Here is a 13,173-nt window from a genome sequence, read left to right on the forward strand (position 1 = left end):
GATAGAGGTGAAGCGTAATGGAAATCAAAAGAGCGGTAACAAATAAAAGAGCTGTTTTTTTATTACTTGTGACAATAATCGTTTTCGTTACGCTAGTCGGTAGAATGGTCTATATTCAGACAGCGCAGTCAGTTGATGGGAATGATTTAGTTAAGATGGGGGAGCAGCGTTGGACACAAGAACAAGTGATCGAAGGGAAGAGAGGAACGATCTTTGATCGAGAAGGGAGTGCGATTGCTCAAGAAGTTCCCTCATATACAGTATATGCTATCCTCGATGAGGATCAACGGTTCTATGTTCGCAAGCCAGAAGAGACTGCTGTTAGTCTATCTCCTTATATTAACATGAGTGAAGAAGATTTACTTCGGTTGTTAACGAGTGATCGATTTCAAGTTGAGCTAGGGTCTGGAGCAAGAAACCTTACATACGAGCGAATGAAAGAAATAGAGGAGTTGGAACTTGAAGGTATTTATTTCCGTGAAGAACCACGGCGCTATTATCCGAAACAAACATATGCATCACATGTAATTGGTTATACAGACCGCGATATGGAAGAGGCACGAATGGGCTTGGAGAGAAGTTTAGATGAATATTTGCGAGCTGAGGATGGGAAGGTCCAATTTCAAACGGATCGTAGTTTGATAAGGTTGCCTAATTCGAATGAACGAGTAACCCCTCCAAAACATGGTCAGGATATTTATACGACGTTAGATTCAAATATTCAAACAGCATTGGAACAAGTTATGACTCAAGTTGATGGAGATTATGAGCCTGAAAGGATGATTGCGATCGTCGCTAACCCTAAAACAGGTGAAATCTTAGCGATGAGTAATCGTCCGAGCTTCAATCCAAATGAATACGAAAATATTACGAATTACTTAAACTATGCTGTTGCTGATCGCTATGAGCCGGGATCAACGATGAAGATCTTTACACTTGCTGCTGCGATTGAGGAAGGAGTCTATAATGGTGATGAACTCTATCAATCTGGTCAATATCAAATAGGTTCAAGTACGATTGGTGACCATAATAATCGAAGCGGTTGGGGGATGATTAGCTTTGATGAAGGCTTCCTTCGTTCATCCAACGTTGCAATGGCTCGGCTCACTCTTGAAAAGCTTGGTCAAGAAACCATCTACGATTATTTAGATAGGTTTGGCTTTGACCAGCCTACTGGAATTGATTTGCCGAGCGAAGTAAGTAGTGCAATTGATCGGAACGGTGCTGTGGAAGCAGCCTCTACTTCCTTCGGTCAAGGAACTGCTGTTACACCTATCCAACAAGTGCAGGCAGCTACTGCGATTGCAAATGAAGGGGAAATGATGAAACCTTACATTATTCAACAGATTGTTGATTCGCAAAGTGGGGATGTCATGTATGAAAATAAACCTGAGGTTGTAGGGGAGCCGGTGTCTGCGGATACTGCTGAACATGTAAAGAATTTACTTGAACAAGTAGTAACCTCTCCTGTTGGTACAGGGAATCCTTATTATTTAGAAGGGTTTGATGTGATCGGTAAAACGGGAACGGCTCAAATCCCCTCACCTTCTGGTGGGTACATAAGCGGCCATGGTGAAAATATCTTTTCATTTATTGGAATGGCTCCAAAGGATGATCCGAAGGTGCTCGTTTATGTTGCGGTGGAACGCCCCAAGATTGATTTGTTCCAATCAGGATCGGAGCCTACTGCTCTTATTTTCAATACTATTATGAAGCATAGTTTACAATATTTAAATATAACACCTTCAGAAGAAGAAATATCCGAGCAAATAAATGATGAATATATGGTGACTGATTATACAGAATTTGAAGGTAGTGACTTAGAGAAGGCAATAGACCAAACGGAATTAGATGTAGTCAAATTAGGAAATGGCTCTCGTGTTATCTCTCAGCAACCGTTTGCTGGAAAAAGTGCATTACCTGGTGAGAAATTAATTTTATTGACAGATGAAGACAAGGTTACGATGCCGAATATAGTGGGGTGGTCAAGTCGAGATGTTCGAAGATTAGCCGATGTTCTAGAAATGGATTTGGTGGTATTCGGGCATGGCTATGTTGTTGAACAAAGCGTTGAAGCAGGGACAGAATTACAGAGAGGTGAGTATATGATGGTCGAACTAGCCCCTGTGTATGACGGGAGATATGTAGACGTTGATGAAGGTGCTCCAAACGAAGTTGAATCTCAGGATGGAGAGTCGATAGATACCGAATAAATAGCCATGTTCTAATAGACCTCGTACAAGCATACGCTAGTAGCAAGCTGTAACTAGTATGTATGTAGGAGTGATTCGGTGAGAGTGTCTAACGTTACCGTCCGCAAACGACTTATTCTAGTCTTATTCCTTGGATTTATAGCGTTCTTAATTATCATTTTAAGACTCGGCTATGTTCAATTTGCTATGGGTGAATGGTTAACTGAGAGAGCGGAAGATTCATGGAGTCGAGATGTACCATTTGAAGCAAAACGTGGTGAAATACTTGACCGAAATGATGTTGTCCTTGCAACAAATGTAAGTGCTCCTTCGATCATTGTTGTTCCTAGACAAGTGAAGGATCCAGTAGATGCTGCTGAGAAGCTAGCTAATGTATTAGACCTTGACCATAAAGACGTATATAGTGATATAACCAAAAATGCTTCAATGGTACATGTTGGGAGGAAGGTAGCAAAGGAAAAAGCTAGTGAAGTAAGAGATTTACGTTTACCTGGTGTATACATTGCCGAAGATAGTAAAAGGCATTATCCTTTCGGTTCTTATTTATCACATGTGCTCGGCTTCGCTGGGATTGACAATCAAGGATTGACTGGATTAGAGCTTTATTATGATGATGCATTAAAAGGTGATAAAGGCCATGTATCCTTTTTTGCAACTGCGAAGGGAAGTAAAATGCCTAATCTCGCAGATGAGTATACAGCCCCATTAAACGGTTTTGATTTGCGTTTGACGGTGGATAGTCAAATTCAAACGATCATGGAACGTGAGCTCGATATCGCTGAAGCCACATATCGACCAGATGGAGCAATCGCGATTGCGATGAATCCGAACACAGGTGAAATTTTGGGTATGAGTAGTCGACCAGATTACAATCCTGAACATTTTCGAGAAGTACCTGCCGATGTATATAACCAAAATAAACCAGTCTGGATGCAATATGAACCTGGTTCAACTTTTAAGATTATTACGTTAGCAGCTGCTATTGAAGAAGGTGAAGTTGACCTTAAAGAAGATTCCTTTTATGACCCTGGATACATTGAGGTGGCAGGTCGAAATATCCGTTGCTGGAAAAAGGGAGGACATGGACAGCAAACCTTTTTGGAAGTTGTTCAAAACTCTTGTAACCCAGGATTTGTTGAATTAGGTCAACGGTTAGGGACAGATAGGCTGTTTGACTATATTGAAAATTTTGGTTTTGGTGAGAAAACGGGAATTGATTTACAAGGTGAAGGAACCGGTATATTATTTGAACGAGACCGTGTCGGCCCGCTTGAGTTAGCAACGACATCTTTTGGCCAAGGAGTAGCGGTTACCCCACTGCAGCAAGTGACGGCTGTGTCTGCTGCCGTTAATGGTGGTTATTTATATCAGCCGTTCATTGCAAAAGAATTTGTTGATTCTCTAACAGGAGAAATTGTCGAACAACATACACCAACGATGAAGAGGCAAGTGATTTCAGAGGAGACATCTAAAGATGTTCGTTATGCATTAGAGCATGTCGTAGCACTTGGTTCAGGAAAAGGCGCATATATTGACGGGTATCGAGTAGGTGGTAAAACAGGAACTGCGCAAAAAGCTAAGGATGGCCGTTACTTAGAAAATAATCATATTGTCTCATTTATTGGCTTTGCTCCAGCAGATGACCCACAAATTGTTGTTTATGTGGCCATCGATAACCCGAAGGATACGATCCAGTTTGGAGGAGTAGTAGCGGCACCAATCGTTGGGAATATTATTGAAGATTCCTTACTAGCAATGGGAGTAGAACAACGTACGGAACAGGTTGAAAAAGAATTAACTTGGTCAGATGTACCGCTTGTTGAAGTGCCAGATTTAGTTGGTAGAACGCAACGTGAATTGAACGAATCGTATTATGATTTACAAATAGAAAGAGAAGGTGAAGGGAAGTATGTCCTAGCTCAATCACCCTCACCTGGGATTAAAGTATCAACTGGTTCAACAATTAGACTTTATATGGGTGACAATTGATCAGATTCCTTTTAAAATGAGGTAGGTATGTCAGCTGAAAAAGGAGACCTTTTATTTATGGACTTAAAAGAGTTATTAAAGCCTATTCGATTTCAACATATAGAAATGAAAGAAAATCCGAAGGTAACTTCCATTACAATGGATTCTCGGGAAGTACAGCCAGGTGCCGTATTTTTTTGTATTAAAGGTTATACCGTTGATGGACATGATTTTGCTCAACAAGCAGTTGAAAAAGGAGCTGTAGCAGTTGTATCTGAATATCCACTCTCGCTTTCTGTACCTGTTATTGTTGTGAAGGATTCACGTAGAATGATGGCGATAGTAGCTTGTCACTTTTATCGTTATCCGACTGAACAATTGAATTTAATTGGAGTAACTGGAACGAATGGAAAGACAACAGTAACTCACCTGATTGAACGAATGATGATTGATCATCATAAGAAAACAGGGCTAATAGGGACGATGTATACGAAAGTGGGAGATTCTATTCATGAAACAAAGAACACGACGCCTGAGTCGTTACCTTTACAAAAACTATTTCATGAAATGATAGAAAACGATGTGGATACAGCCATTATGGAAGTCTCCTCACATGCTCTTCATCAAGGTCGTGTGCATGGTTGTGATTTTGATGTCGCAGTATTTACGAACTTGACACCTGATCATTTAGATTATCACGGAACTATGGAAAAGTATTTATATGCTAAAGGATTGTTATTCGCCCAGTTAGGCAATACCGTTTCTTCGAAGGTCGCGATCATTAATCAAGATGATCCCAGTAGTGAGGAATTAAAAAGGCTGACAGCGCAAAACATTATGACGTATGGGATTAAGTTAGACGCTGATGTGCGAGCAACCAATATCGATTTGTATCCGAACGGTACACATTTGACGATACGAGCTTTCGGTAATGAAGAACGATTTCATTTAAAGTTGATTGGACAATTTAGTGTCTATAATGTATTAGCTGCGGTAGCGGTCGGACTCACTTTTAATATGTCATTACAAGGGATGAAGAGTAGTTTAGAGTCTGTTACCGGTATAGACGGTCGATTTGAAACGATAGAATCTGACGAAGATTTCTCTGTCATTGTCGATTATGCCCATACGGCTGATAGTTTGGAAAATGTGCTAAGTACAATAAAGGGTCTTCAAGTGAACCGTATTATTGCAGTTGTTGGTTGTGGTGGTGATCGAGATAAGACGAAACGTCCTGCAATGGCTCAAATTGTTACTAAGTTGGCAGATAGAGCTATTTTCACTTCTGATAACCCACGTTCAGAGGAGCCAGCATCTATCATTGCTGATATGGTGTCTGGAGTGATCGATGGTGATTATGAAGTCATCATTGACCGTAGAGAAGCGATCGAGTATGCTATTAATTACGCTCAAGCGGGGGATGTTGTTCTGATCGCAGGGAAAGGACATGAAACCTATCAAATCATCGGTGATCAAACGATTCATTTTGATGATCGTGAAGAAGCAAGAGCTGCTTTACAAAAAAAGAAAAAGCATGGATTGTGAAAAAATGATTCTAAAAAATCCTGTTCAAAAGAGGGCACCAAAAAAGTTAAACACCACATTTTTTCAGCGCCCTCTAAAAAGTATTAGTATATTCATATAAAAACGAATGAATCTTCATACAAGCAACATAAGAATAGAGAAAAGAAAGGGGGCGTGATGAATGATGTTAGAACGAATATTATTGTTAACATTAGTCTTATCATTCTTAATCGCAGTCCTATTATCACCCATTTTCATCCCATTTCTTCGTAGATTAAAATTTGGCCAAAGCATACGCGAGGAAGGGCCTGAATCACACAAAAAAAAGAGCGGTACACCGACTATGGGTGGACTTGTCATCGTTATATCGATTATTTTAACGTCATTGTTTATTTCCATTACGTACTTGTCTTTAAGTCAAGAAATACTGTTGTTACTACTTGTAACCGTGGGATTCGGACTAGTAGGTTTTTTAGATGATTTTATTAAAGTAGTATTGAAGAGAAATCTAGGATTAACATCAAAACAAAAACTCGCAGGTCAACTGTTCATTGCAACCTTATTTTATATCGGATTACGACAAATGAACTTATCTACGGAGATCACCATTCCGGCCACATCATTTTCGATTGACTTAGGATGGTTGTATTTACCGTTTATTATTATCATGTTAGTAGGTGCTTCTAATGCCGTTAATTTAACGGATGGTTTAGATGGTTTATTAGCAGGTACGGGTGCGGTCGCATTTGGAGCTTTTGCTGTTCTTGCGTGGTATGCTGACTTGATTGATATTTCGATTTTTAGTGCAGCGATTGTCGGGGCTGTACTCGGCTTTCTCGTCTATAATGCTCACCCTGCAAAAGTATTCATGGGGGACACAGGCTCACTAGCTCTTGGTGGTGCGATTGCAGCGATTGCGATTTTAACAAAAATGGAAATTTTATTAGTCATTATTGGTGGAGTGTTCGTCATTGAAACGTTATCTGTTATTATTCAAGTTATTTCTTTTAAAACTAGAGGGAAACGCATATTCAAAATGAGTCCACTACATCACCATTATGAGCTTTCTGGCTGGAGTGAATGGCGAGTCGTTGTGACCTTTTGGTTTGTTGGAATGATCTTTGCTGTGCTTGGAATCTATTTAGAGGTGTGGTTGTAATGAGAGCGACTGAACAGTTTAGAGGAATGAATGTATTAGTATTAGGATTGGCCAAAAGTGGGGAAGCTGCGGCAAGGCTTTTACATAAACTCGGGGCATTTGTAACGATAAATGATTCCAAGCCATATGCTGATAATTCTCAAGCCCAACAATTAGAAGCACTTGGAATGAAGGTTATCTGTGGTCACCACCCAGTCGAATTGTTAAGCGATTCATTTCAACTCGTTGTCAAAAATCCTGGGATTCCTTATTCGAATGTGATGGTTCAAAAAGCAGAAGAGCTAAGGATACCTGTTATCACAGAGATTGAATTAACGTCAAGACTGAGTGAGGCAGATATCATTGCAATAACAGGTTCTAATGGTAAAACGACAACGACAACATTGATTTATGAAATGTTAAAAGGAAGCTCGAAAATTCCTACTATTGCAGGGAATATAGGAACCGTATCATGTGAAGTTGTACAGCAGGTAACGACTGAACATTGTATCGTTTTAGAGACGTCTAGCTTTCAATTACTCGGTACAACTCAATTCAAACCGAACATAAGTGTTGTATTAAATATCTTCGATGCCCACTTAGATTATCATGGGACGAAAGAAGAATATATACGAGCAAAGTCAAAGATATTTGAAAATCAAAATAATCAGGACTGGCTCATTTATAACTATGATGATCAACATCTTGTTGAAGCAGTCCGCTATTCAAAAGCTAAAAAAATACCTTTCTCTACAAAAGAGGAGCTTAAAGACGGTGCTTACATAAAAGGTGGACAGGTTTATTTTAAACAAGAACAAATAATTGAACTGAATGATATCGTCCTTCCAGGAATTCATAATCTAGAAAATATATTGGCTGCTGTTGCTGCGTCACTGACAATGGGGGCCACACAACGCCAAATACAAGATGTATTAAAAACATTTAGTGGGGTTGCTCATCGCCTTCAATTTGTAGGTGAAGTCGACGAAAGGCGATTCTATAATGATTCCAAGGCAACAAATAATTTGGCAACGAAAAAAGCACTCGGAGCGTTTAAAGATCCGATTGTCTTGTTAGCTGGCGGGCTTGATCGTGGCAATTCATTTGATGAGCTCATCCCAGCTCTTGACCAAGTTCATACTCTCATTGTTTTTGGTGAAACCAAGGACAAAATGAGAGATGTTGCCATAAAAGCTGGCATTAAAACAGTTGTCGAGGCACAATGGATGGAAGATGCTGTTTCCGTTGCTTTTGAGAATTCTCATAGAGGAGACGTCATCCTACTGTCACCCGCCTGTGCAAGCTGGGATCAGTATCGTACGTTTGAAGAACGAGGGAACCGTTTTATTCAAGCAGTGGAGGCATTGTCGGTAGGAAGGTGACAAATATAAGGTATCTGAGAGGAAATTCCTTTTGGATATCTTTTTTCTTAACCTGCTCTTTATTTTAACAGTAATTTCCTTTTTGTTGACATAAAAAAAGCGCTTCTTGTTAAAGAAACGCGTCCGCTATTTGAAGAAGACTACTTTATTCCGTTTTATTTACTAATTCAAAGGATTCTTCAAGATCATTCCATTTTACAGTTACAGATATGATTTCATTTTCTTTGATTGTAGCTCCAGTCCCTCCGCTACCACTTTTAAGTGTGATTTCATTTGGCGATTCATCAAACTCATGAGAGCCTCCTCCTCCTCCGGTTGTTGTTTCATAGGAATAATCAACTCTCTTTATTGATTGCATCTCCTCTAAAGAACCTTTAAATGTAAGTACGAAAGTATCGTTACTTTCATGTGAGTAGCTAGTTCTATTATCCTCTTCTTTCCAGAGTTCCGTTCCTTCATAGATGTATTCTGCATTCCAGTACTGCCCCTCTCCTGTAAATGAATACTTGTTCTTCATAACTTCTTCATTGGAACATGCAGAAAGCAACAACATCAAAAATATGAATCCAGCTGTAAATAAACGTTTCATTATATATCTCCCTCCCAATTGTAATTTTAACACAACTTATACAATAATTAGTTGTCTTACTATTTATTGAATATAATAACCCATCGTACTCTTGTTCAGCAATCGCTTCCGTTCCTTCATCAATTAAACTGACCAATAGTGAACGATCGTATCTGCTTCTTTAAGATACGACTCCATCCCTTCAATAAATATTAGTTTATAATTAAATCACCATTCTTTTTATACAAGTCAATTAGTTCATCAAGGTGCGTCTCAATTTCCTTATTTAATTTATCGATACTTTCTTGTTTCATGAAATCTATCCCTTTGGCAGATGCTGGACTAAAGAATTTTTCATTCATGTACTCTTGTATATATGGATCTCTTGAGTAGTATGTATCCCTCCAAATTTCATAATATTCCTCTGGTTGAATATCAAACGCAACGGCTTGTTCTTCATAGAACTGTCTGTTATTTTCTTGTACGTGTTGAAGGATTTCTGATGGGTCAAGACCTGGATATAGACTATTTTTATTCCTTTCAATTTCCTCTCTCGACACATGGATTCCCATTTCCTTCGCTTCAATCACAATAATCTCTTCTTTTATGTATATTTCTATATGTTCATCATTTAGTGGGTATAAGGCTAATATATCTCTTCCTTTAATTTCTTCCCCTTTTAAGACAGCAATCACATCTTCATTTTCATAACTTGTTCCAGAACAAGCTGTTAATAAAAGTAGGAAAATAAATAATATTCTAAATTTCATAATTTCCTCCCAATATCATAGTATACCAATCTTGTACTAAAATGCTCCGTTCGTTTAAGTATAATCTTTCACAAATTTGATTGCATTATATATAAATATGTGTGTACCTTCCTCAACAATACTGCTAGGTTGTTGAGTTTTTAACAGTCTATTATGTTTTAAACAGCACCTTATTAGGGGAAGCGTTTGTTTTATCGTTCAGGCTGACTTTAGAACGATCATCGAATAGTCAAATGTTCGTTCTTCATTCACATGTCAATTGGACATGTTTTTCTCATCTGTGCATAGGTTATAGTACAGGGATTACGATGTACTTTAATGAAATGTTGAGGTGTTTATATGGATAAGGGGAGAAGGGCACCGGATTATTTATTAATGCTCACGACATTTTCTTTATTAGCGATAGGTCTTTTAATGGTTTATAGCGCGAGTGAAGCGTGGGCAAGCTACCGGTTTGATGATTCGCTTTTCTTTTTGAAGCGTCAAATGTTTTTCGCTGGATTAGGGATTGTTGCGATGTTATTTATGATGAGAATTGACTATTGGACGTGGCGAACCTGGTCTAAAGTTTTACTAGTCATTTGTTTTATCCTACTAGTTATCGTTTTAATACCAGGAGTCGGCTTAGTTCGTGGTGGTGCACGTAGTTGGTTAGGGGTGGGTGCCTTTTCAATCCAGCCTTCAGAATTTATGAAAATGGCCATGATTGCTTTTTTAGCTAGCTATTTATCAAGGAACCAAAAGAAGATTATCTCTTTTAAAAAAGGTCTTTTACCTTCACTTTCACTTGTTATGTTAGCGTTCGGCATGATTATGCTTCAACCGGATTTAGGGACAGGAGCTGTTATGGTTGGAACATGTGTTGTGATGATATTCATTGCTGGAGCGAGAATTAGCCATTTCATGTGGCTTGGGATGGTAGGGGTTGCTGGTTTTGTAGCTCTAATTGCATCAGCACCATATCGTATAGAGCGTATAACATCATTTCTTAATCCTTGGTCAGATCCGTTAGGAAGTGGTTTTCAGATTATACAATCACTTTATGCGGTTGGTCCTGGTGGATTATTGGGGCAAGGGCTAGGGGAGAGTAGACAGAAATACTTTTATTTACCCGAGCCACAAACAGACTTTATTTTCGCTATTTTGGCTGAAGAGCTTGGCTTTATTGGTGGAACAATTGTTATTTGTTTATTTGGAATCCTTTTGTGGAGAGGTATTAAGGTTGCGTTAGCGGCACCTGATTTATTTGGTAGCTTTCTAGCAGTTGGAATTATTTCAATGGTTGCAATACAAGTCATGATAAATATTGGCGTTGTTACTGGACTAATGCCAGTAACAGGGATTACTCTTCCGTTGTTGAGCTATGGTGGTTCCTCTCTTACGCTAATGCTATTATCGATCGGTGTCCTACTAAATATTAGTCGTCATTCGCGATAAAGATCACTTATTTTGATTGAAATGAAATTGTAATGATCGTTAATATGTATTTAATGAAGATGTTGTATTTTATTATGTATATTCGGTGTTCAGTTCATGATAAAATGAAGATAAATGGATAATTTGGAGGAAGATCATGAGAGTAGTTGTTAGTGGTGGAGGAACGGGCGGACATATTTATCCGGCGTTAGCGCTCATTAAAGAAATGAAACGAATAAATAGCGATGTGGAGATTCTGTATGTTGGGACTGAAAAAGGGCTTGAATCTGAGATCGTCACACGTGAGCAGATCCCATTTAAATCGATTCCGATTACTGGATTTAAGCGCTCGATTTCTTTAGAAAATATAAAAACTGTGTATAGGTTTCTTTCTGGAACTCGGAAGATGAAATCTTTACTTCGAGAATTTAAACCAGATGTTGTGATAGGTACAGGAGGCTATGTTTGTGGACCGGTTGTCTACGCTGCAGCAAAACTAAAAATCCCGACAGTTGTTCATGAACAGAATAGTGTACCAGGCCTGACGAATAAATTTTTGAGTAAGTATGTCGATAAAGTTGCCATTTGCTTTGAGGAAGCAAAGCACTTCTTTCCAAGTCAAAAGGTCGTTTTGACTGGTAATCCAAGAGCATCTGAAGTGATGAATGTTGATGCTTCAGCAGGTAGACGCTCATTATCCTTGAATGAGCATCAAAAAACGGTACTTATCGTTGGAGGAAGTCGAGGGGCTAGACCAATTAATGAAGCGTTTTTGACGATCATTGGGAAATTGAAACATAAATCATATCAAATCGTATATGTTACAGGGACTGTACATTATGATCGAATTATGGAGCAAATGAAAAAGCATGATCATCCTCAAAATGTAACAATCAAGCCATTTATTCATAATATGCCAGATGTATTAGGGGCGGTGGATTTAATTGTCGCTCGTGCTGGAGCTACAACATTAGCTGAAATTACTGCCCTTGGACTCCCAAGTATTCTAATTCCAAGTCCATATGTGACCAATAATCATCAGGAGAAAAATGCACAATCACTAGCAAATAATAATGCTGCAATAGTGTTGAAGGAGACAGAAATGTCAGGCGACCTCTTGTTAGAAGAGATCGATCACATTCTAACAAGTGAAGATAAATGGATGCAAATGTCCACTTCATCAAAGGAGTTAGGACTCCCTAATGCAGCTAGACATTTATATGAGGTGTTAGACGAATTAACGAAAAATGGATCGTAAAGGTGGAAGATAGTATGGATTGGATTGAGGAACTTAAACAAGCGAATATTGGAAAGGTAAAGGTTCAAGAGCCACTTGCTAATCATACTACGTGGAAAATAGGTGGTCCCGCTGACGTGCTTGTTATTCCTGACAGTATGAAGAATTTAGAAAGAGCGATGTCTATCATTACAAAAAATGAAATTCCTTGGCTAGTCATCGGTAGAGGCTCTAATTTACTTGTTGGCGATGGTGGTATTGAAGGAGTTGTCATTAAGTTGGATCGTGGAATGGACGACATGAAAGTTGAAGGTGAAACGGTAACGGTTGGTGGTGGATACTCAACCATTAAATTAGCAACTCTTCTTAGTCGACAAGGGTTGTCTGGTTTAGAGTTTGCTGGTGGTATTCCTGGTTCAGTAGGTGGAGCTGTCTTTATGAATGCCGGTGCTCATGGAACGGAGATAGCTGATATCCTGTTGGAAGCAACGATTTTGAAGGAGGATGGATCACTTGAAGTGTGGACGAAAGACGAAATGAATTTCGATTATCGTACGTCTAGGCTCCAAAAGGAAAAAGGAATTTGCGTTGAAGCAGTGCTTCAATTAAAGAAAGGTGACCGCTCGATCATTGTGAAGGAAATGCAAGCGAATAAAGATTATCGTCGAGATTCCCAACCATGGAAACATCCGACGTGTGGAAGTGTTTTTCGTAATCCGCTTCCGTTCTATGCTGGTCAGTTAATTGAAGAAGCTGGTTTAAAAGGTTATCAAATTGGTGGTGCGCAAATTTCGCTTATGCACGCTAATTTTATTGAGAATGTCAATCAAGCAAGAGCAACGGATGTTATTGATTTAATTAATCATGCGAAGAAAGTGATTCAAGAAACAAAACAAATAGAACTTAAGACGGAAGTAGAAATGATTGGAAAACATTCTTAATACTAATAGACTAACG

General features: G+C 38.9%; 10 protein-coding genes. 8 read left to right on the forward strand and 2 right to left on the reverse strand.

Going from position 1 to position 13,173, the window contains the following annotated elements:
- Window positions 1–17 precede the first annotated feature (17 nt).
- From MW695_RS04630 to murD, 5 genes are all read left to right on the forward strand, one after another.
- Window positions 18–2,213 (forward strand): penicillin-binding transpeptidase domain-containing protein, encoded by a 2,196-nt coding sequence (locus MW695_RS04630; RefSeq protein ID WP_247103850.1) that lies wholly within the window; start codon window positions 18–20, stop codon window positions 2,211–2,213.
- 78 nt (window positions 2,214–2,291) lie between these two features.
- Window positions 2,292–4,202: a stage V sporulation protein D gene (locus MW695_RS04635; protein WP_247103852.1), complete on the forward strand. Its 1,911-nt coding sequence runs from the start codon at window positions 2,292–2,294 to the stop codon at window positions 4,200–4,202.
- 57 nt (window positions 4,203–4,259) lie between these two features.
- On the forward strand, window positions 4,260–5,726 hold the full coding sequence (locus MW695_RS04640) for a UDP-N-acetylmuramoyl-L-alanyl-D-glutamate--2,6-diaminopimelate ligase (protein ID WP_247104135.1): 1,467 nt from the start codon (window positions 4,260–4,262) through the stop codon (window positions 5,724–5,726).
- Between the two features lie 163 nt (window positions 5,727–5,889).
- Entirely contained in the window at window positions 5,890–6,864 is a 975-nt protein-coding gene (gene mraY / locus MW695_RS04645; protein ID WP_247104138.1) for a phospho-N-acetylmuramoyl-pentapeptide-transferase, read from the forward strand.
- Window positions 6,864–8,225 (forward strand): UDP-N-acetylmuramoyl-L-alanine--D-glutamate ligase, encoded by a 1,362-nt coding sequence (gene murD, locus MW695_RS04650; RefSeq protein WP_247103853.1) that lies wholly within the window; start codon window positions 6,864–6,866, stop codon window positions 8,223–8,225. The genes mraY and murD overlap by 1 nt, the downstream gene beginning before the upstream one ends.
- Window positions 8,226–8,370: 145 nt before the next feature.
- Here the strand turns inward: murD and MW695_RS04655 are convergent, their stop codons facing one another.
- Both MW695_RS04655 and MW695_RS04660 read right to left on the reverse strand, forming a co-directional pair.
- Entirely contained in the window at window positions 8,371–8,814 is a 444-nt protein-coding gene (locus MW695_RS04655) for a hypothetical protein (RefSeq protein ID WP_247103854.1), read from the reverse strand.
- A gap of 191 nt (window positions 8,815–9,005) precedes the next feature.
- Complete coding sequence (locus MW695_RS04660) at window positions 9,006–9,563, reverse strand: hypothetical protein (RefSeq protein WP_247103855.1); 558 nt, start codon at window positions 9,561–9,563, stop codon at window positions 9,006–9,008.
- Window positions 9,564–9,902: 339 nt separating this feature from the next.
- Here MW695_RS04660 and spoVE point away from each other — a divergent pair, with 339 nt between their 5' ends.
- From spoVE to murB, 3 genes are all read left to right on the forward strand, one after another.
- On the forward strand, window positions 9,903–11,000 hold the full coding sequence (gene spoVE, locus MW695_RS04665; RefSeq protein ID WP_247103856.1) for a stage V sporulation protein E: 1,098 nt from the start codon (window positions 9,903–9,905) through the stop codon (window positions 10,998–11,000).
- 136 nt (window positions 11,001–11,136) lie between these two features.
- Complete coding sequence (gene murG, locus MW695_RS04670) at window positions 11,137–12,237, forward strand: undecaprenyldiphospho-muramoylpentapeptide beta-N-acetylglucosaminyltransferase (RefSeq protein WP_247103857.1); 1,101 nt, start codon at window positions 11,137–11,139, stop codon at window positions 12,235–12,237.
- Window positions 12,238–12,251: 14 nt separating this feature from the next.
- On the forward strand, window positions 12,252–13,157 hold the full coding sequence (gene murB / locus MW695_RS04675; protein WP_247103858.1) for a UDP-N-acetylmuramate dehydrogenase: 906 nt from the start codon (window positions 12,252–12,254) through the stop codon (window positions 13,155–13,157).
- Window positions 13,158–13,173: the final 16 nt, after the last annotated feature.

Origin of the sequence: Halalkalibacter sp. APA_J-10(15), assembly GCF_023017105.1 — a bacterium.
GTDB lineage: Bacteria > Bacillota > Bacilli > Bacillales > Bacillaceae_D > Halalkalibacter.

Coding starts and splice junctions, on each gene's coding strand:
- murG (WP_247103857.1), top strand. CDS start 11,137: ATGAGAGTAGTTGTTAGTGGTGGAGGAACGGGCGGACATATTTATCCG.
- MW695_RS04630 (WP_247103850.1), top strand. CDS start 18: ATGGAAATCAAAAGAGCGGTAACAAATAAAAGAGCTGTTTTTTTATTA.
- mraY (WP_247104138.1), top strand. CDS start 5,890: ATGTTAGAACGAATATTATTGTTAACATTAGTCTTATCATTCTTAATC.
- MW695_RS04655 (WP_247103854.1), bottom strand. CDS start 8,814: ATGAAACGTTTATTTACAGCTGGATTCATATTTTTGATGTTGTTGCTT.
- spoVE (WP_247103856.1), top strand. CDS start 9,903: ATGGATAAGGGGAGAAGGGCACCGGATTATTTATTAATGCTCACGACA.
- MW695_RS04660 (WP_247103855.1), bottom strand. CDS start 9,563: ATGAAATTTAGAATATTATTTATTTTCCTACTTTTATTAACAGCTTGT.
- murB (WP_247103858.1), top strand. CDS start 12,252: ATGGATTGGATTGAGGAACTTAAACAAGCGAATATTGGAAAGGTAAAG.
- MW695_RS04640 (WP_247104135.1), top strand. CDS start 4,260: ATGGACTTAAAAGAGTTATTAAAGCCTATTCGATTTCAACATATAGAA.
- murD (WP_247103853.1), top strand. CDS start 6,864: ATGAGAGCGACTGAACAGTTTAGAGGAATGAATGTATTAGTATTAGGA.